The following is a 21,182-nucleotide window of genomic DNA, read 5'->3' as shown; positions in this document are numbered from 1 at the left end:
TGATAATCTCTAAAAGCATCAGGCCCCGAAGCGTATCGTTTCGGGGCCTGATGCTTTTTATAGTATGCTTTCAGTCTACATGCTATTCTTTGCGAAATATGATTCTGCCAGTTTTCCTCCCAGGTCGGTGCAAATGCCACGCACATAGTACAGGTAGATGCTGCGGAACACTTCTGCCAAATCATACTTTTCAGGCGGAAATGATACCGGGTTTATCATCATGAAGAATTGCTCCAGAATGATCTTTGTAACCAATTGCAGGTTAATGTCTTTGCGGAAGTAACCCTGCAATATGCCCCTGTTCAGGATCTCAGCGTTTACATGCTGGTTATTCTCGATCACATTCTGCATGCTCAACTGCCAGGCTTCCGGATATCTTTGCAGATCTGCGATATAAATGGGGTTCACCTGTTTGATGGTCCTGATACCATCCTGCAGGAGCAGCATAATTTCCTCTACAGGGTTCGTAGCCTTGGAGAGCATTTCCATCTGCCTCCTGTTTTCTACCTCCATATCGTACAGGATCACCTGCTTCACCATATTCTCACGGCTCGAGAAAAGCTCCTGAAAAGTTGACTGACGGATGTCAAGTTTCCTGATCAGGTCTGCATCTGAGTTCGCATCTATGCCTTCCCGCTTAAAGATCTGCAGGAGTTCACCTAATATGGTTTCTAAAAAAGTCATGGAGTAGGGTAGATCATCAAGCTTATGCATGGAGTAGGTATATACTCATTACGCAGTTAGATGCTTGATGTATATATTAACTTGCATTTTAAAGCTTGCAAATGTAACATAATGCAAGGCGCCTTACAAGCTATTCACTAATCTGTTACGAGGAGGCCTACAGCAAGGTCCAAATACTGATGAAGAACACCGCCTGTACCAGGTAAACGTAAGGCGCCAGCCGGTTATGCTTGTAGATAGGGGCTTTTTGGAAATACAGCTGAAACAGGAAAGACAGCCCCAGCCACCCTGTGTAATTAGACCATGGAATATGCCCTCCATGCCAGTCCCAGAAGTCAAAAGCCACAGCCACCGGCTCCAGAAAGAAGTCGAGCCCAACCATAAGCAGTGCAGCCAGCGCAGCTTTGGCAAGCCAGTGCAGCTGCACCATATTAACCAAATGCCCCGAAGTGTAAACGAGCATTAGCCAGTTAAGCCCGATCAATAGCGGCACGTCCAGCACTTTTATACCCAAAGACTCACCATAGGCATAGTCCCCAAACAGCAAGCCGGTGTGTATACCTAGCACCTCCGCAAAGAAGCCAGCCGCCATGATTGCAACCGCGAAGAGTATAAAGGCTACATTCCAGCGTCTGTGAAAAGAAAAAAGCAGGAAGTTAGTCAGCAGCAGGTTCATAGGTGTGAGCCGCTGAAACTTTTCGGGTTCGCCACTAAACATCAGCCCCCAGAAGCCTACTGCATGAAAAATAGCCAACACACCTAAAGCTATGCTAAAAGCATAGGGTTTGAGCCGTTCTTGCAAAGGTATAGCCGGTTGGTATGTTTGAGTGGTATCAGGCATGCTGTTTAGATTTGTTAGCTGGTGTTACGACAGGCAAAAGACTTCCTACTATACGGGCAGAAAGCAGGCAGAGTGGTATACCTCCCCCAGGATGCACACTGCCCCCGCAGAAGTAAAGCCCCTTGAGTTTAGAGCTGAAGTTCGGGTGCCGCAGAAATGCCGCCATGCGGTTGTTGGAGCTGCTGCCATAAAGTGCCCCCGCATACGATGAAGTCTGCTGCTCAATCAGCAATGGGTCCAGCACCTGTTCGCAGGCGATCAGTTTGCTTAGGTCAGTTTGCAGCATACGGCTGAGCTTATCTGTCACGGACTGGCGGGTGGTGCTGATGAGCTGCTCCCAGTTCTGCCCCTGGTGGTGCGGCACGTTCACCATCACAAACCAGTTCTCGCAGCCGGCAGGCGCATCGCTCTTTTCCATTTTGGAGGTGATGTTCACATACACGGTCGGGTCTGGGCTGATGGACTTGTGCCGGAAGATGTGCTCGAACTCCTTTTTGTAGTCCTGGCTGAATAAGATGTTGTGCAGGTGCAGCTCCGGAAACTCACGGGCTATACCCCAGTAGTAGATCAATGCAGAGCTGGAGCGCGGCTGCTGCAGGGTCTGCTCCGGCGCCGGCTGGTCGGGCAGCAAGCGGCGGTAGGTCGGCACTACATCCATGTTGCTCACCACCACCTCAGCGTTATACCTGCCGGAGCTGGTTTCTATACCTGTTGCTTTGCCATTTTGGGTAATGATCCGCTCCACCCGTTCGTTATACCTGAAGGCCACGCCCAGCTCCTCGGCCAGCTTCACCAGACTGGCGGCAATGCTGTAAATGCCACCTTTGGGGTAGAAAGCGCCTATGTTATGCTCCAGATGCGGGATCAGATTGAGTGTACCCGGTGCCTGGTAAGGGTCGGAGCCGTTATAGGTGGCAAAGCGGTCGAGCAATTGCACAAAACGCGGGTCCTTGAACAGCCTGGTATTGGCATCGTGCATGGTCGTAGTCAGCCCCAGGTCCGACAGGCAACCCAAGGCTTTAAGCACATCAGCGCTCAGGTAAGTATCAAGCCGGTGCAGGGATTTGTGCAGAAAGGTATCAGCCGTGCCCTTGTAAAGCCGGGCACTTTTGGCCAGAACATCCCGTACATCCTGCGCCTTTACCCCCAGCTGCTGCTCCGCCTCAACGGCAAAGGTCTCAGCATCGGCATAGGCCTTCAATTGACTGCCATCGGGCCAAAAGTAGTGCGTGATCGGGTCGAGGCGGGTATAGGTAAAGTAATCGGATGGATTGCGACCCGCCAGGGTAAAGAGTTCGTCGACGAGGTGCGGCAGCGTGAACAGCGAAGGACCGGCATCAAAGCGGTAGCCCTGCAGGTCGAACTGGTGCATCTTGCCCCCAAACGAAGCATTGGCCTCAAACACAGTCACGTCATAGCCTTTCACCGCCAGCCTGATAGCCGTGGCGATGCCTCCTATACCTGAACCGATAATGGTCGCCTTTGTCATACCCTAATTTAAGCAGATTATTTCTTCTCTGCACTTAACTGAAAGGGTATAGCAAAGGTTTTAAAGATTTGGCTCTTTACTACAGGCTGATTCCGTGTTATACCTATACCTAATGAGCTTATCTATACCTGAGGCTTCAGCTAAACTATACCTGCCTGAATAGCCTTCTGTAAACCGGCCCGCGCATTCCAAAGGCAGCTAGCATCAGCGGATACAGTAGTAAGTCGAGTACTTTATACCCTGTGCTATAGTCGATGATGTCGTGGATAAAAGCGCCGCTGCCCTGCTTCGTAATTAAATGTTTGTGTCGCCAGTTTCGCAGGGGAGGGGGCACTTCCTGACCTTCGTCCACAAACCAGGCAGCTGTGTCCGTTATTTTCCGCTCCGTAATCAGGCTGGTCCAGCGGAAGGCTTTTATACCTGTCTGCAGCTCCACCTCCACCACGTCACCTGGGGCACTGCCATCAAACCGCAATAGTTTCAGCCGCGGGTAGGGTGGAGCCAACTCCCGGAACAGCTGCTCGTCAAAAGCATTAAAAACGCTCAGAAAGTCTTGCTGTACTATCGTCTTCAGGTGGAGGCGCATTTGTTTGATTGCTAAATTACTGATGGTTAAATTGTTGGTCCTCATTTGCACCTGTCGCCGCTCCAATGAGCGGGGGAAAATAGTAGCTTGTGGCTTTTAAACAGGTATAGCCAGCTTAATTAGCACTTGCCGAGCCAGGGGTGATTGGCAAAAGTCGGTGAAAACGTGGGCCTTCCCTCTATACCTGCGAGCCGGGCTATACCTATACCTAAGAACTACCTCTAATAACCAAACAATAACCATAAGGTTATACCTACTATATTACTGTGAGCACAAAAGAAAAGCCGCAACACTCAACATGCTGCGGCTTCGGTATAATCTCTCGCTATCGAACCAACAATTAGCAATTACCAATTCAGCAATTCATCCTTAACTCAACAGGTTGTCGATATCCTCTTTCGTCAAGCTCTTGATGATGTTTTCGTCCGTGCTGATCAGGTCGGTTACGAGTTGGATCTTCCGGTTCTGCAGCGCCAGGATCTTTTCCTCCACGGTATCTTTGGTGATGAACTTGTAAGTAAACACCTTGTTCTGCTGCCCGATGCGATGGGCACGGTCAACTGCCTGCGCCTCTACAGCCGGGTTCCACCATGGGTCCAGAATGAACACATAGTCGGCAGCGGTCAGGTTGAGGCCCACGCCACCGGCTTTCAGAGAGATCAGGAACACCTGTATGCTTGGATCATTCTGGAAGAGCTCTACCTGCTGCTGGCGGTTTTTGGTATTACCGTCCAGGTATGCGTAAGTAATCTCCTTTTCATTCAGCACCTGCCGTATTATTTCCAGGTGCTTCACGAATTGGCTGAAGATAAGCACTTTGTGCCCCTTGGCTACTATGCTCTTGGTCATGCGCATCACCTCTTTCAACTTACCCGACTCGCCTTCATAGGCCGGGTCAGTCATGGAAGGGTGATTGGCAATCTGGCGGAGCTTCATCAGACCCTGCAAGAGCATAAATTGTGTATTGCCCGGCCCGTTTTCCTCCAGGCTCGTCAGGATCTTGTTGCGGTAATATGACTTTGTTTCTTCGTAGGCATGCTCCTGCTCCTCCGTCATTTTACAGAAAGTGGTGTGCTCAATCTTCGGCGGCAGCTCACGAGCCACCTGCGATTTGTGTCTGCGCAGGATAAAAGGTTTGATCAAGGCATGCAGTCGGCGTGTCTTGTGCTCGTCCTTCTCCTTTTCGATCGGCTTCAGAAACTCGTTTCGGAAGAAGTGCTGATTGCCCAGTAGGCCCGGATTAATAAACGACATCTGCGACCACAGGTCCATTGTGCTGTTCTCGACTGGTGTACCCGTCAAAATCAGGCGGTGACGCGACTTGAGCGAACGAACTGCTTTTGAAGTGTTGGAGTCAGGGTTTTTGATAGCCTGCGACTCGTCCAGTATGATGTAGTCGAAGTAGTAGGTCTTGAGCAGCTCCGTGTCGAGGCGTACTATGCCGTAGGAGGTCAGCACCAGGTCATAGTCCTTGAACTGCTCCACATTTTTGTCGCGGTAAGTGCCTGTGTAAGTCAGGATGCGCAACTCCGGGGTGAACTTCTGCGCCTCGTTCAGCCAATTGTAAATCAGTGAAGTTGGCATCACCAATAGGGAGGCCGATTCGGCGCCGTTCTCTTTGCGGTGCTGCAGCATAGCCAAGGTCTGCACGGTCTTACCCAAGCCCATGTCATCAGCCAGGCAGCCACCAAACTTGTAATCCTTCACAAAGTGAAGCCAGTTGTACCCTGCTTTCTGATAAGGACGCAGCTCACCCAGGAAGCCAGCTGGCAGAGGCTTGTCTTCTATTTCGTCAAACTCACGCAGCTTCTCCAACTTGCGTGTCATCGTTACCTGCGCCAGATTACCGTTCTGCAGATCGTTCACCAGTGCCATGTGGTGCTTTCGCAGCGTAAGCTGGTGCTCGCCTTCCGAAAAGGCAAACAGCTCGATATACTGCGTAAACCACTCTTCAGGTATAATGGCCACCTGCCCGTTTGGCAACAGGTACTCGTTGTTGCGGGTCAGGATATGGTTTTTAAGCTTGATAAAAGGAATTTCGAATTCGCCGAAACGCACTGTGCCGTAGATGTCGAACCAGTCGTTGTTTTCGGTTATACCTACATTTACAGAGATCTCACCTATAAAATAGTTCTTACCGCTTTTCTCAGACTGCTCCACCGTAAACCCTAGTTCCTCCAGCGCCTGCAGGTTGTTGTTGAGCCATGAGAAAGCAGCGCCTTTATCCAACACAGCCTGCCCGTTCTTCACTTCCAGCTCACGATTGGCAAGTTCTTTCACGTACTGCTTTTCGTGCACTGCATCACGTATCAGCTTATGGAAAATGTAGGAATCCTCCGTTTTTTCCATGCTCACACTGATGCGCTTGGCATCCTGGGCTTCTACCATGTGATCGCCATACCTGAACGACAGGTTAAACAGGATTTTGTCGGCCGCGGCAGCCTTATCCACTTTGCTCGCCTCACTTCCTCCGTTGCCCAGCAGCGCAGACACCTCAGCCGACTTGATCTCGGAGAAGTTCAGATGAGGCTTAGGCCGATACTTCTGCGGTTTGATCTCAAAACCGTTTGGTTTCACGTCAAAGGACTCCACCAGGGAGGTCACAAACTTGCGGTAGTAGTTCTCCTCTACCGATCGCGGAATCAGAATAAACTTCTTATTGAGGAAAGGCTGCAGCTTTTTGCCATCAATGCCATTCTCAAAACTATAAACTACCTCATCCAGCATCAGCCAAGCAGGCTCGTAGCAGATCAGGGCAGCATTGCGATACTGGAAGTTCAGCTTTTCGCCTTTGTATTTAATGGTAGGGTAGTAGTGGGTGTTGTCCTCGTTTCGGTGTAAGTGAAAGCGCACAGTCGCCTTGTCAGCCGCCACCTGAATCTCCTTCCAGGCGGGGTCACCGTCCTTGCCCATGATGAACGTGCGCCTGTCCTCGAGCATTTCCAGAATTTTGCCCATGCGCACCTGTATGTAATGGCTGATCGCCTCCTGCATGTTTCTATCGCCCTTTTCCGGGTCATATACCTTCAGGAAGAAATCAGCAGGGGATAGCTTCTTGGGAGAAAATTTCTTCAGTACAGCGTCCTGCTGGATCTGATCGATCAGGGCAATTAGCTTGAAATCTTTGTCATCGAGACGGGAAGCAAATTCATCGGCATTTTTGGCAGAAATATTCTGGTGCTGTAAAGTCAGCTGCCCCTTGGTATTGATCTGCACCACAAAAGATTCGAACAGGTATCCCAGGTATTCGTGTTCAAACAACGAATAGATTACCTGAAACGGCTGTGTGGTGTATACTTTCATACAGGTACAATTTTAGGACTTCAAATTTACTCCCAAAACTCCTGATTTCCTACCTTACACTCTTGAAATTACCGCCGCGAATCAAACTATTTTTATATTTTCAGTATATAATTATCCGCTCAGGCACATTAAAGACTTTTAATCTCAATATATAGAGCATATCATATATTCTATAGAACCTTAAAGCCCCTCGTCAAATTTAAGCTCGCTTCTAATTACTTCTGATTTATTTGTTCTCACCAGGCTAATCGCATCATCCTGAGCCAGGAAAATATTTTCCTCTGTCCACTCCCAAGTAGCATTCATCGGCAAGTTCACACCACTTGCACTAAACCATACATTGATCGTATCGCCTTGTGTGGTCAGGTATATTTCGTCAAAAGTTTGCTGGCTTGAAGCGGTAAAAGGTATGCGGGGACAGGAAGCCAATTGTATCAGCACTTCCTGATCATTCCGGAACCAGTGCTGCAGAAAGCCCAGGTGCTCGATGGAGCACTGGTAGCCCAACTTCAACGCAGAAAGGGTCTTACATTTCAGGTTGCTGAATTCCGGGTTCGCTTTGCCGTCCCAGTCACACTCACTGCCGATAAAGGTGGTAACATAGCCCAGCGCTGCCCGCTCGGCATCAGTCAGCTCCTCGGCCAGCTTCTGATCAATAGTGATGATGCTAATAGAGTCATGCAGGCTGGCATCGTACGCCTGCTCACGCCACAAAAAAGGGACTTTGCTTCGGGTTACGGCATGGGCCCCTGTTTCGGTCAGCGCTATACCTGCTGCAGCTCCCTCTGTCGAAGTATCGGTTTCGGTTGAAGAACAGCCAAACAGGAGGGCTAAAGAAAACGGCAGAAGAGCTCTCAAGGCAAGTAGCATAAAGCGTGAAGAAGGGCGGAGGCTATACCTTACAGATTGTCCCGCACAGACATGGCTGCAGCTTTGCGAGCCGGACGTATAGACACCAGCATGGTGATGATTACGATGGCGGCACCTGTCAGCACAAAGTCCATCAACTTAAGCTTAACAGGGTAGGAGTCAACCACCGAAGTGGCCATGCCCATCGAAACAATGCCGAAAGTCTGCTGCAGGTTGGCAATCAGCATCCCCAACGACAGGCCATAGGACGCCCCGATAAAAGCCACCAAAGCACCTTCAATCAAAAATATGTTGCGTATCTGCTCCTTTGTGGCACCCATGGAAGCAAGCACAGCGATATCCTTCTTCTTATCAATGACAAGCATGGAGAGGGAGAAGAAGATGTTGAGTGAGGCTATAAGCAGAATAAAGGCAAAGGTGATGAACACGAAAAGCTTCTCGACCTTTACCGCTCGCAACAGACTGGTGTGCTGCTCGTCGCTGTTCTGGACCAAAAAGCTTTCGCCCAGTACTTTTTGCAAAGAGCGTTTCACTGTTTCGATGCGGTAGCCATCCTCTACCTTGATCTCAATGGCGGTACGCCGCCGGCCGTATTCCATGAGCTCCTCCGCAAACTGTATAGGCACAAACACATAGGCGTCGTCGTACTGCCGCTCGATGGCAAACACGCCGCCCGGGGTTATTTGTAGCGATTTAAAGGCTCCTTCGGGATTGAGTGGGTTAAATTTGGTATTGCGCGGATAGAGGAACTGCATGTACGTGAACTGACTGCTCGTCCTGATAGAGAGCTGGTACTGAACGCCCCGGCCTACCAGGGCGTAGTAGTTGTCGTTAGCATACAGGTTGTAGTCACCCTCCACCACGGAAGAGCCTATGCGGTTCTGCTCAAAGAAGTTTTCACTTACACCCTTGACCTTCACCACCATTTGGCGGTCATTGTAGCGCAGCAGCGCATTGTCCTCTATCACCTCAGTCACCAGCGCTACACCAGGGGTACGGCGTATGCGGTTCATGAACTCGGTATCCGTCTCGAATGACTTGCCCTCTGCCGCCGATATCTTCAAATTAGGGTCAAAGCTGGTATAGATCGTACGAATAAGGTCTTCGAGGCCGTTGAACACCGACAGCACAATGATAAGCGCCGCCGTACCCACTGCCACCCCGATCATGGCAATGTTGGAGATAATGCTGATGATGTTCCTCTTCTTCTTAGAGAAAAAATAACGCTTCGCTATGAGATAAGGGACGTTCATTTAGCAGTTTTGGGTGCTTGGGCTAAAGGTTATTGTTGCTTGTTCTTTCAATGAATTATCTGGCCGCCAAAGGCTTCTTAAAAGACTTAATTTAAAACCACCTGATACATGCTATACCTGCCTAAGAAGAAGATTACTCCCGAATCGCATTACAGCCTCTTGGGCAATTTAATCATTTTGCGGAATCAACAATTTAACAATCAACAAATAACCGTTTTAATTTATTTCCAGGCTTTCACGATCAGGCCTGTGCCTGAGGCGTGCTTGCCGTTTACATCAAACCAGTTCAGCACGAGGCTTATCGGGAAGGTAATCAGGTAGTAAAATGGCAGCAGGATAAAAAAGGCTTTAGAAGTATTAAGCATCAGGAGCGGGTACTTCATCGATAGTCGCCACGAGATCTGCCCTGGCTTGCCATAGGAGTAGCGCGCTTCTACTTTGCTGAAGCCTGCTGAAAAGAGCTTATCCTGAATTTCCCGAATGTTATAGCCATCGCGCACGTGCTCCTCTATAAACGACGTTTCATCATCGCCATGTACATCCGAGCCGCCTTGGTCAGACGGAGTGGAGATAACCAGCATACCGCCTGGCACCAGTGACGCCTGAAAGTTGCGAAATACTTCCACATCCTCCAGAATATGCTCCATTACGTCTACTGAAAGAATCAGGTCGTAGGTGTTCTCTTCGCGGTATTTTACCAGATCGCCTATACGGAACAGCACGTTCTGCCGCCCGATCGCCCTGAAAAAGCGGTTACTGTCAGATATCTGCTCCTCTTTTACGTCGACGGCCAGTATACTCCATTTGCTGCTCTGACTCGATAGCCAGTAGGTATACTGTCCAAAGCCAGAGCCTGCATCCAGTATGTGTTGCTCTTCGGTTTTACGGTTTGCGGCCCACTCACGCAATTCCTTGTGTACGTGCCAGGCACGCAGCAGGAGCAGGTCCAGCATGTTATAAAATATGCGGCGCAGGAATGGGGTCTTGTTGAACACATCGCCCAGCACGCGCTTAATCGGATCGTACTGCATAAGGGTGTTGCTGATTCTTAGCGGGTATAGGTATCGTCCTCCTCGTCTTCCTCGGGAGCAGGTGGTATGTCCAGGCCGGAAAACAACTTGTCGATCTTAGCGGCATACTCAGCAGTATCGTCCAGGAAGAACACGAGCTCAGGTATAACACGCACTTGCTTCTTGATGCGTTGGGCTAGCAGATGACGAATGGTTTTGGTATTGACCCGCAGTTCCTGCAGGAGCATTTCATTGCCGTCTTTGGCGTTCATCACGCTCAGGTATACACGCGCTAGACCTAGGTCAGGCGACATACGCACAACGCTTACCGATATATAGGCTCCGCCGAACAAGTGTGGCACTTCCCGTTGGAATATCTCTGCCAACTCCCTCTGAATAAGGCGCGAAAACTTCTGTTGTCTTTTACTTTCCATATTGAAGATGCAAATATCATATTAATTTCGCATTTTTACCCCAATTGTGCCGTACTCATTTCGGCTCAGGCTGGTGTATAGTTCTTTCTAACTCCGTCTTCCTTTGATTAGTTACTTCCGAAGCATACTGCCTTCCCGCTTATTTTTGCTGGTCTTACTGTTCCTGGCTATCCGGTTGCCTCTCATCTTTTTGGGTATACCTGCTACTGCATCCGAGCTGCTGTACATGCTGGTAGGCGAACGCATGGGGGATGGCTTTGCCATGTACCGCGATATCTACGACACCACAGCACCGCTTTCTGCCTTTGTGTATTGGACCATCGATGTGATAGCAGGGCGCTCCTACCTGAGTTACAGACTCACGGCGACATTCCTGCTCCTCTTTCAGGCGGTTATGCTTAACCTGACACTCAACCGGCACCAGGTATACGCAGGCAAAGGCTACATACCTGCTTTGCTATACCTGCTTATGGGTAGCCTTACCTTTGAGTTTGACATGCTAACGCCACTGCTCATCGGCAATACCTTTGTCATTCTGTCGCTCCCTTATATTATTACCATCTCGAGAGAGGGCTTTGAAAACAACCGCCTGTTTGTAGGAGGATTTATGGTGGGTCTTGCAGCGCTGAGTTATTTGCCTTTAGCGCTTTTTCTGCTGGTGGCGGCCTTTGGAGTTGTACTTTTTGCTTCCAACACCTTCCGCAGCTTTCTGTTAATGCTTTGTGGCTTTGCCTTTCCTTATGCCGTGCTGGTGACCTATTACCTTTACACCAATACTGCGTCTTATTTTGCAGAGATGCACTTGCTGCAACCCTGGCAGTTCGGCATCAACCCGCTGGTTCCGCCGGCTCACCTGGCGCTGGCACTGGCGCTGCCTGCAGGGCTTTTACTGCTTTCGCTGATCAGCACGACCTCACTGCCTCAGCGTCTGGTGTTCCAGGGCAAGTTTCAGCAACTCATGACGGTATGGCTCGTGGTGAGTATTGTGGTGTTGATCACCCGCAACGAGCTATCTGTAGGCTCCTTCGTAATCATACTGCCGCCTATCGCCTATTTCGGCGAATTCCTGTTCACAAGCCGCATGAAGAAATGGATACTAAACCTAATGTTTTTTATCCTATTAGGTGGGGTATTGCTTATTCGTTATCGACAGCCACTGGGTTTAGCTTCTTTTGTGAAGATCGATGACTCGCAGTTATTGCTGCCGAAGGGCGGTGCGAGCGGAACGGTTAGGGGTAGCTCTGTTTTAGTGCTGGGTGATGACCTGAGCTATTATGAGCACAATAAACTGGCTACGCCATATTTGAACTGGCAGTTATCACAACGCCACTTTGGCCGACTCGACGAGTACCAGGCTGTGTATGACCTCTATCAGAACTTCCGCCTGGAAAGCCCTGAGTACATCGTAGACCAGGCCGGGCTTATGCCGCAGCTAAAACACAAACTGCCGTCCGTTTTCGAAGGTTATGAACCTACGCAAACAGCGGCAGTTTATAGAAAAGCTCGTTAAGCTGCTACACCTGATTTAGCAAACTGGAATTTTATCTACGCGATTTTGGTGGCGTCCACCTTCAAATTCTGTCTCCAGGAATACGCGTGTCATATCCGCTGCTACCTCCTGTGACACAAAGCGGGCAGGTATGCAAAGGATGTTGGCATTATTATGCTCACGGGACAGCTTAGCCAGCTCTGTCTGCCAGCAAAGTGCCGCTCTGATCTCCTGGTACTTATTGGCTGTCATGGCCACCCCGTTTCCGCTTCCGCAGATCAGGATACCAAAGTCGGCTTCCTTGTTCACCACAGCTTTCGCCAGTGGATGCACATGATCCGGATAGTCCACTGAAGCATCTGAACCAGGACCAAAGTCTGTCACGTCGTGGCCTGCCGCCTCCAACTGCTGTTTCAGCAGGCTCTTGTATGTAAAGCCGGCGTGGTCTCCGCCGATTGCTATTTTATATCCCATAGTTTTAAGCGTTATTTTCGTTCAGTCTTTTCAAATCGCGCTGAATAATTCCCCTTGATACACTAATACTTACTTCATACAGAATGATCAGCGGAAAGGATATCAACAGCTGACTAATCACATCCGGAGGTGTGATTACCGCAGATACAATCAGGATCACGATAATGGCGTGTCGGCGATACAGCTTCATTATTTCCGGTGAGAGAAGCCCCGCCTTTGTGAAAAAGTACACAATGACCGGCAACTCAAACATAAAGGCACAGGCCAGGCAAAGCGTGGTTAGTGTCGAGATGTAGGAGGACAAGTCAAACTCATTGACGATAGAAGGATCCACCTGATAGCCGGCCAGGAAGTTGATCGAGATGGGAGCTACCACATAATAGCCAAAGAGCAAGCCCATCGCAAACAGTACCGATACCCAGAACACCGCCCCACGTGAGTTTTGCTGTTCCTGCGGGTATAGGCCAGGCTTCACGAAGCGCCAAATCTCCCAAAAAGCATACGGAAAGGCCAAGGCTAAGCCTAGTACCAGCGATACCATGATGTGCATGGAGAACTGGCCGCTCATTTGCCGGCTTTGTATCGTAAAGCCCAAGTCTTCTATACAGAATGCGCTCGATCCAAAATATTGGCTGACCTTACACATCATCTGGTAGCTTAGAAAGTCGGTACGTGACGGAGCTAAGATGATATCGTGAAACACAAAGCCTTTGGCTAGAAAGGCCGCTGTAGCAAACACCAGGATGGAGGCTACTGACCTTATAATGTGCCACCGCAACTCCTCCAAATGGTCCACAAAGGACATCTCCTGCTGCTGTTCCGCTCCCTCGAGGTGTGGTTGGTCCATTAATGATGGCTTATAAATAAATTTTTAGGATAGAATTAGTAAGCAAAAAGTGGATAGTCTTTCATCCAGCTGTTCACTTCTTTGCGCACAGCCTCAATTTTGCTTTCGTTATCGTTATTGGTAAGCACATCGTCCATAAACTCGACGATGCGAGCCATATCGGCTTCTTTAAGACCACGTGTTGTTATAGCGGCTGTACCTACGCGCATACCGGAGGTCACAAAAGGTGACTTATCGTCGAATGGCACCATGTTCTTGTTGATGGTGATGTCAGCCTTTACAAGCGTGTTTTCTGCCAGCTTGCCAGTTATACCTTTCGAACGCAGGTCGATCAGCATCATGTGGTTGTCTGTGCCACCAGAGATGATGTTATAGCCACGCTCTACAAAAGCAGTCGCCATCGCCTGCGCATTCTGCTGCACTTGCTTGATGTAACCCATATAGTCGTCTGACAAGGCCTCGTAGTAAGCAACAGCCTTCGCTGCGATCACGTGCTCCAGCGGGCCGCCTTGTGTTCCCGGGAATACGGCACCGTCCAGCAAAGATGACATCATGCGGGTTTCTCCTTTAGGAGTCTTCAGGCCAAACGGATTTTCAAAGTCTTTGCCCATCATGATCATACCACCTCTTGGGCCACGCAGTGTTTTGTGCGTGGTCGTAGTGATGATATGGCAGTGCTCAAATGGGTTGTTCAGTAGCCCCTTAGCAATCAAGCCGGAAGGGTGGGAGATATCGGCCAGTAATAGTGCGCCTACCTCATCAGCGGCGGCACGCAGTTTTTTATAATCCCAGTCGCGGCTGTAAGCAGAAGCACCACAGATGATCAGCTTCGGCTTCTCACGACGGGCTGTTTCCACTACTTTGTCAAAATCAATCAGACCAGTCTCCTGCTCCACGCCATAGAAGCTTGGCTGGTACAGTTTACCAGAGAAGTTAACAGGCGAGCCATGTGTCAGGTGACCACCGTGAGACAGGTCGAAACCCAGGATCTTGTCACCTGGCTGCAATACTGCGAGCATCACAGCTGAGTTGGCCTGCGCTCCTGAGTGTGGTTGCACGTTTACCCAGGTTGCTCCAAAAAGCTCCTTCGCACGATCGATCGCCAGCTGCTCCGACTGATCCACAATTTCGCAACCACCATAGTAACGCTTGCCCGGCAGGCCTTCGGCGTACTTGTTGGTCATCACACTGCCCATCGCCTCCATCACCTGATCCGAAACGAAGTTCTCGGACGCGATCAGTTCGATGCCGTGGGTCTGGCGTGCTTTCTCTTTAGCAATCAGGTCAAATATAGCTGTGTCTTTCTGCATGGCTGCTTTGTTTTTATAATCCTTCAAAATTAAAGCTTGCACCTGAATAAACCAATGTTTCAAAAGTTTATCTACGATGCTGCTCAGGTTACTGGATTTAGAGGCTTTAAATTTATTTAGGCTTTAGGCAGCTCCATATGCTTCGATCAGTTTCCTTATAAAGCAAGAAGGCCCGCCAAATTGGCGGGCCTTCTTTATGATGGTGATGCTCGGATTACTGCTTCATCAGTTTCACCTGCTCCGTCTTACCGTTAAACTCTGTCATCAGGATATAGATGCCTGTTGGCAGGTTGTAGTTCAGGTTCAGAAGGATCGTGTTCTCACCTTCTTCGATGTCGTAGCTAAGGTTCTGAACGGCTGAACCATTCATGTTCACGATACGCACATTCAACTTACCTGCTCTGTCGGCATTGTATACCAGCTTAGAGTCAGCGTTGATTGGGTTCGGATACACTCTTGGGCCAACTGCCAGGTTCACTCCGTTAGAAGATACGGCTACTACTTTGCTGTATTCAAATGTACCATCCAGGTCCACCTGCTTCAGTCTGTAGTAACGTGTTCCGTTGAAGTTGCCTTTGTGGTTGAACTGGTAGTCCTGACGAAGCGCAGTCGTATTTACTTTGCTCTTCACTTTGCCTACCGCCTTAAATTCACCTTTCAGGTCGTCTGTCATCTGTACTTCGAAGTAGTCGTTGTCTAATTCAGAAGCTGTTGCCCATGTCAGTTGAACGCCGTTACCTTCTTTTCTAGCGTTGAAGGCGATGAGTTCTACTGGTAGTGGTGTTACGGAGTTACCTTCCAGCGCCAGTAATGCTTCCGTCGCACCAAGTGGCGCTCTATGGTACATTTCCGCGTAATGATAATCACTTACGTTAGTCATGAAGCGTATCCACAGAGTTTTCGGCTCGATAGTACCATCAGAGTTAACATTTAATGAAGTTTCAAAACCTTTTACAAAAGAGCCTTCCATATTTGTTTCAGAAACCTCGAATAACGTTACATCTCCAGGATTGGCTCCTTTTGGCCTAATGTTAACTGTCATCGATGTTTCTCCAACCATTAAACCTTCAGCTGTGATAGTGTAAGGTTTAGCTGCTGATTGCACATTCGGCTTCTCCATGAAAACAAGTGCATTAGGAGTAACCGTGATCTTAGGCTGTATGATGTTAACATCCATAGCGCTTTCTGTGTCCACCATTTGTCCTTCTACTTCAGATCGGATTGTTACTATATCAGTAGTAGCTCTTCTTGGCACCGTTACTTTAAGGTTGTTAGCATCAACTTCTTCGTAGCCTGTTGCTTCTGCGCCTTTAAAGGTGATCGTACCAATATTACCTAACCTGTAGCCTTTGATTGTAATTACCTCATTAATACGGGCTGGAGCATCTGTCGTAACAGGATTTCCGTCTGCATGTGCGAAACCGACAATTAGTGGGCTTGTTATTTCAAAATCGCTAGTAATTACCTGGCCTGCTTTGTTCACTACCCTTAGTGGGCCTGTAATTGAATTTGCAGGTATCTTAAAGGTAATAAGAGTCGCATCAAACAAGTCATAGCTATCTACAGTCGCTTTAATCCATGTATTGTTATGGCCTGTAAAGTAAACCTGCACCTTACCATTATCCGTTGTGTTGACATCAGCAAGGTTTTCACCTGTCATAGTTACAGTAGCCCCGTACATACGAGAGTCTGCTGTTACTTCGGTTACAACAGGCATTTTAACAACTCTGAAGTCTGTAGTGCTTTCTCCTGTTGGGTTGGCTGTATTCAGGTTGGTAACTGTAATTCTGCCATTGTTAGCTCCTACCGGTACTTTTACTTTGATCTCGCTGTTTGAGGCATTTGGCTCAAAAGCTAGCGCTAAAACTTCCTTATCATCATTTAAGTCAGCTGCATCGCCTTTGAAAGTCACTTTTACTGCCTCGTCAAAGAAACTACCATTGATCGTCACGAGTGCTCCTTCTACATCAGCTGCAGGAGTAAAGCTAGTGATCACTGGCTGCCCGATAACTGTAAAGTCTGTGCTTTGAGCCGAGCCATTAGCAGATGTAACCATTATTGGTCCTGTTTTCGCATCATTAGGGATTTCAACAACTAATTTACCATCTTCCGCCCCGTCTTTAATTATAGCAGGGTTTTCAGCTCCTGTGAATCTTACAACTGGATATTTCTCACCTATAGCATTTCCTGTCCAATATTTAGTAAAGTTCGCTCCGTTGATTGTAACAGTTCTTACTGGGTTTTGAGCTGTGTAGTCTCTGGTTTTTACTATAGTACTAATTATTGGCTTCAGAATAGTAAAGTTAGCTAGTCCTGTACCACTATTGGTTTCAATGATTAGGGCAGCCTCTCCGTTCGTTAGAGCACCCTTTGCAACAGGAGCAATGAAAGTAAAAGTACCAGCTGTTTCAGCCTCTGTTATGGATTCGGTTACTATCTCTTCCCCGTTGTATGTAATGCTCTTCACACCAATTAGGTTGTCAGCAGTTACCGTAATTAGCTGATTTGTGTAGGCTGGATTAGGGTTGATTGCAATATTAGCAGGAGCCATTACTGAGAATTGTACTCCTGGGCTTATACCACTCAATGATCTTACCACTATTGGGCCGCTGCTTGCAGTGGTTGGTAGCAGGAAAGAAATCTGTGTATCATTAAAGCTCTCAAGGGCCATTGCTACACCGCTCAGAGTTACTACCGGAGCAGCATCGTCATAACCATGGGTAGCTTCATTATAGTATTTAGTGAAGTTTGTACCTGTCAATGTTACTTTGGTTCTTCCGGCATAACCTTGGTTGTCAGTTTTACCGTCAATCGTTGCGATGCTTCTTATAACCGGTTCAATTACATTATACACTCCTTCACTAGTACCATCACCTGCTGGCGTTGTTAAAGTGATGGTTCCCTTATTTGCATCAAACGGAGCCTTTACTTTAACAATTTGGAAACCTGTATCCCCATCTTCCACTACATCACTAGGATCTACTGTAATAGCTTTGTTATTACCATTGAAAGTCACTTTGCTTAAGTTTCTCAGGTACATGCCCCTAATTGTTACTTCTTCGTTCGCATAGCTTGAGTCAGGGGTGAAGCTAATCTGCTCTGGCTTCAATACTGTGAAAACATTTTCGCTTTTACCAGGGCCACCAGCTGCTGCAATGCTAATTGGGCCTGTAGTGGCATTAGTCGGCACCACAATGTTGAACTGCTTCAGAGGATTCTCTTCTGTAGCTTCTGGTGCATTAGTTATTACTAGCCCCTCAATGTTAGCTACTGCTGCGTTAAATTTCACCTCTGTGATATTGTCGAAGTTCAAACCGACGATGGTTACTTCATCACCACCCAAACCTTGTTCAGGAGTAAACGAAACAATTACCGGCGCCTGTACTACCTCGTACTCACTCGCTGTCGTTACTGAGAATTCTTCTGGGAAGTTTACAGTAATAACACCTGTAATAGCACCATTAGGCACAGTGGCTGTTAAAGTCCTGCCATCTGTAGCAGCCTCAAACGCAGCTTCTACCTGACCTGTAGTTCCTACAAAAGTTACCGAGGTAGCACCATTCAGCAGATAACCACTAATGATAACGCTATCGTCCGCTTTGCCTTTTTTCTCTGCAAAGTCAGTTATCTCAGGTTTTGTAATTACTTCGAAGGGTTCGGCGCTGGTATCAGAACCTGCGATATTAGTTACCATTACAGGTCCGCTTACGGCACCATTTGGTATGGTTACTTTAATTTCAGTATCTGATACTACAGTAAAGGTAGGTGCAGTAACGTTGTCACTGATTACTTCTTCGTCATCACCCACTACATCAGCTTCGCCCAGGAAAACTATATTGTTTACGCCTGTAAAGTTTTCTCCTTTGATCGTGATTTCTGTACCAGCAACTTCTCTTTCAGGTGTGAAAGCATTCTCTGTCGCGATGATTGGTGTATGAATAACTACGAAATCATCTTTGTAGGTATCAGATTTGTCATCCACTGATACTGTGATTTTAGAAGTTACGGCACCAGCTGGCACACGCACTTCAATTTCAGTATCAGACTTAACAGTAAAGCCTTCTTGCCCTTCATCTTCTCCTTCTCCTACAATAGCTGGATGCACTTCAGCATCACCGAAAGCGACTATAGTAGCTCCATCAAAGTTGTATCCTCTAATAGTTACCAAATCCCCAACTTTACCTGACTCAGGGGTGAAGGATGTGATAACCGGAGCAATGATTACTTTGAACTCAGGAGTGTTTACACTGCTGACAACGTTTTCAATCTTGATCTCGCCTGTCTCAGCTCCCACAGGAACTGTCACATTGATTTCAGTATCAGAAACAAATTCAAAATAAGCTACAACACCAGTTGAGACAGGAGTTTCTTCATCACCTTCCGAAGGTGCTTCATCTTCATCCGATCCAGTAGCTTCTCCTGAGTCTTCATCGCTTTCAGGAGCAGATGCAGGCGTACCCAAGAATGTTACTTTGTTTACACCTGTGAAATATTTGCCTCTGATGTTAACTACTCTTCCAACAGGTCCTTCTTCTGGAGTCATGCTGCTGTACTCTGGCGCTTGCACAATTACAAAGTTATCTTTGCTTTCAGCAGTACCTCCCATCTCAGTTGTTACAAACACTTTTGCTGTTATGGCACCTGCAGGCACTGTTACGCTAATTTTAGTGCCTGCATCCAATACTTCAAACCCACCAAGGTTTTGCTCTGTTTTAGGATCCACGGCTATTTCGCCAAACTTCACTTCAGTAGTGTTTTCGAAATATTCTCCTCTGATTGTAATCACATCACCAGCTATACCGTACGTTGGCACTAGCAGTGTAATGATTGGCGCAGGCACAAATGTGAAAATATCATCGCTTGTTACCGTTTTATTATCCGCTGTTATTAGCATTATAGGACCAGTAACGGCATTAGCAGGTGCTTTTACGACCAACTCTGTGTCACTTTCAAAAGGAACTACCACACCATTTTTGTCATCTTCTGTTCCCTCAGCACCCAAGAATTTCACTGCAATTACGCTAGACAGGTTTTTACCATAGATCGTAATTTCAGTATTTGCCCCGCCAAGAATTGGCATGAATTCACGCATTGTACCAGCACCATCTACATCCCTTGCTATAAAGGCTGGCGCATTAACATCAAAGTCATTTATGCTTACATCTGTACCACCAGGGCTAACAATAGTTATTTTACCTTTGCTAGCACCTAGAGGCACGTTTACCTTTATCAAGTCTGGATTACCAGGTATAATCTCGGTTGGCACAGCAGCTATTCCATTAAATAGTACTCGTGTAACGCCTTTGAAGTAAATACCTCTTAGCGTAATCTCTTCACCGATATCGCCTTTTATGGGCGTGAACTGATTTGCAGCACCTGACGCAAACCTAGGTCCAAGCACAATAAAGTTGTCAGTACTTGTGGCTATACCTGCTGGCGTTTCTACAATGATCTTTCTATCATTAACAGCTCCTTCAGGAACTGTGGTTGTAATGGATGTACCATCAGAGTTTACAGTAAACCCTGGTACTTGTGTTGGTTCGCCATTTACGTCTTGTGTAACGGTCGGCACATCTACTCCTCCGATGTTTACTCTAAGAGCATCATTAAACAGTAAACCAGTTATTGTTACTGTATGGCCTGGTGCACCTTGTGTAGGAGTGAAGCTAGTGATTTCTGGCTCTTGTGTTATAGCTAGTGCATCGAATAGCACATAAGTACCTGAAATTTCGGTCAACTCAAACTTAACTTGCGTAGCATTTCCTGGCAGGATGTTGCTAACTCTATCTACTTTCGTGTAAGACGGCGTCGTTTCTACAAGAGTTTTATAAGATGGAGTTTCTTCACCTTCATTCTGGCTTAGGTAGCTTACTCTGAAGTTAGCGGTGTAAGCACTTGTAGTGGCAGTGGCTTTTACACTATAGCTTAGCCTATACTTTGTCTGCAGTTCAGAATCAATATTTTCAAGATCGATCACAATAGATGCATTGGTTGACCTGTACTGAGCAGATCCTCCACTCGAACTTGGACTCAGGTTTGCTCCATCAGCACTTAAACCGCTGATGGTCCATCCTGTACCTGTGTAGTTTCGCCAAGGGCCATCATGATTAACTGGTAGAGCAGCCTGCGCCACTACAGTGGAGACCAGACCCAGCATAATCACGCACTGCAAGAGCAGAGAACGTATAAGCCGGCCTAAAGGGGGGGAGTAGATTTGTGCCATAGCTAAAAGTTAAGAGTTAATAAATTTTTGTGCAGTTTTAATGCTAAGTTAATTATCACAAAATAAGATAATTTATCTTTCACTTTTGCAATATTAATCCCTGTTTTTTTGTCTGATTTTAACTCTCTTCTTTTATATAGCGTTTTTAGTGCATTCAAGGCTATTTTTTAAAAAGTACCTTGATTAAGTTATTTGGAAACTTTTCAAGTTTATTTTTTTCAAATGGCATTAAAAAAGGTTATTTATTGACTATATTATGTTTGCATTAAAATATTATATATAGGTTTTCGGTATTATTTCATTTCTCTCCTGAATACAATCTGTCTTTTTTATAACATTGTAAAGCTGTGCAATTAACTACGTTTTTAG

General features: G+C 47.3%; 14 protein-coding genes. 1 reads left to right on the top strand and 13 read right to left on the bottom strand.

All coding sequences use genetic code 11. From position 1 onward, the window contains the following. Positions 1-75 precede the first annotated feature (75 nt). The 9 genes from BW972_RS05235 to rbfA all read right to left on the bottom strand — a co-directional run bounded on the left by BW972_RS05235 (position 76) and on the right by rbfA (position 10,470). Positions 76-714, bottom strand: a complete 639-nt coding sequence (locus BW972_RS05235; RefSeq protein WP_234986300.1) for a TetR/AcrR family transcriptional regulator — start codon at positions 712-714, stop codon at positions 76-78. Between the two features lie 127 nt (positions 715-841). After that, positions 842-1,525 (bottom strand): carotenoid biosynthesis protein, encoded by a 684-nt coding sequence (locus tag BW972_RS05230; RefSeq protein WP_076421349.1) that lies wholly within the window; start codon positions 1,523-1,525, stop codon positions 842-844. After that, positions 1,518-3,014, bottom strand: coding sequence for a 1-hydroxycarotenoid 3,4-desaturase CrtD (crtD, locus tag BW972_RS05225; protein WP_076421348.1), 1,497 nt, complete (start codon positions 3,012-3,014; stop codon positions 1,518-1,520). Before crtD ends, BW972_RS05230 begins: the two co-directional genes overlap by 8 nt. Before the next feature lie 145 nt (positions 3,015-3,159). Then, complete coding sequence (locus BW972_RS05220; protein WP_076421347.1) at positions 3,160-3,600, bottom strand: SRPBCC family protein; 441 nt, start codon at positions 3,598-3,600, stop codon at positions 3,160-3,162. Between the two features lie 369 nt (positions 3,601-3,969). Further along, positions 3,970-6,903 (bottom strand): DEAD/DEAH box helicase, encoded by a 2,934-nt coding sequence (locus BW972_RS05215; RefSeq protein ID WP_076421346.1) that lies wholly within the window; start codon positions 6,901-6,903, stop codon positions 3,970-3,972. A gap of 180 nt (positions 6,904-7,083) precedes the next feature. Next, a complete protein-coding gene (locus BW972_RS05210; RefSeq protein ID WP_143731862.1) occupies positions 7,084-7,761 on the bottom strand; it encodes a hypothetical protein in 678 nt (225 codons plus the stop codon). Positions 7,762-7,802: 41 nt separating this feature from the next. Further along, a complete protein-coding gene (locus BW972_RS05205) occupies positions 7,803-9,026 on the bottom strand; it encodes an ABC transporter permease (RefSeq protein ID WP_007652958.1) in 1,224 nt (407 codons plus the stop codon). A gap of 221 nt (positions 9,027-9,247) precedes the next feature. Further along, positions 9,248-10,057, bottom strand: coding sequence for a class I SAM-dependent methyltransferase (locus tag BW972_RS05200; protein WP_076421344.1), 810 nt, complete (start codon positions 10,055-10,057; stop codon positions 9,248-9,250). Positions 10,058-10,074: 17 nt separating this feature from the next. Beyond that, positions 10,075-10,470: a 30S ribosome-binding factor RbfA gene (gene rbfA / locus BW972_RS05195; protein ID WP_007652963.1), complete on the bottom strand. Its 396-nt coding sequence runs from the start codon at positions 10,468-10,470 to the stop codon at positions 10,075-10,077. Positions 10,471-10,615: 145 nt separating this feature from the next. Between rbfA and BW972_RS05190 the strand changes: the two genes are divergently transcribed. Then, positions 10,616-11,980, top strand: coding sequence for a hypothetical protein (locus tag BW972_RS05190; protein ID WP_143731860.1), 1,365 nt, complete (start codon positions 10,616-10,618; stop codon positions 11,978-11,980). Positions 11,981-11,995: 15 nt separating this feature from the next. Here the strand turns inward: BW972_RS05190 and rpiB are convergent, their stop codons facing one another. The 4 genes from rpiB to BW972_RS05170 form a co-directional block, all read right to left on the bottom strand. Beyond that, positions 11,996-12,433: a ribose 5-phosphate isomerase B gene (gene rpiB, locus BW972_RS05185; protein WP_007655043.1), complete on the bottom strand. Its 438-nt coding sequence runs from the start codon at positions 12,431-12,433 to the stop codon at positions 11,996-11,998. A gap of 4 nt (positions 12,434-12,437) precedes the next feature. Further along, on the bottom strand, positions 12,438-13,280 hold the full coding sequence (tatC, locus tag BW972_RS05180; RefSeq protein ID WP_007655045.1) for a twin-arginine translocase subunit TatC: 843 nt from the start codon (positions 13,278-13,280) through the stop codon (positions 12,438-12,440). A gap of 35 nt (positions 13,281-13,315) precedes the next feature. Continuing rightward, positions 13,316-14,590, bottom strand: a complete 1,275-nt coding sequence (glyA, locus tag BW972_RS05175; protein WP_076421492.1) for a serine hydroxymethyltransferase — start codon at positions 14,588-14,590, stop codon at positions 13,316-13,318. 214 nt (positions 14,591-14,804) lie between these two features. Beyond that, positions 14,805-20,813, bottom strand: a complete 6,009-nt coding sequence (locus tag BW972_RS05170) for an IPT/TIG domain-containing protein (RefSeq protein WP_083674075.1) — start codon at positions 20,811-20,813, stop codon at positions 14,805-14,807. Between the last annotated feature and the right edge of the window lie 369 nt (positions 20,814-21,182).

Origin of the sequence: Pontibacter lucknowensis (assembly GCF_900156415.1) — a bacterium.
Classification (GTDB): domain Bacteria; phylum Bacteroidota; class Bacteroidia; order Cytophagales; family Hymenobacteraceae; genus Pontibacter; species Pontibacter lucknowensis.
This window is presented reverse-complemented; position numbering and strand designations above follow the sequence as displayed.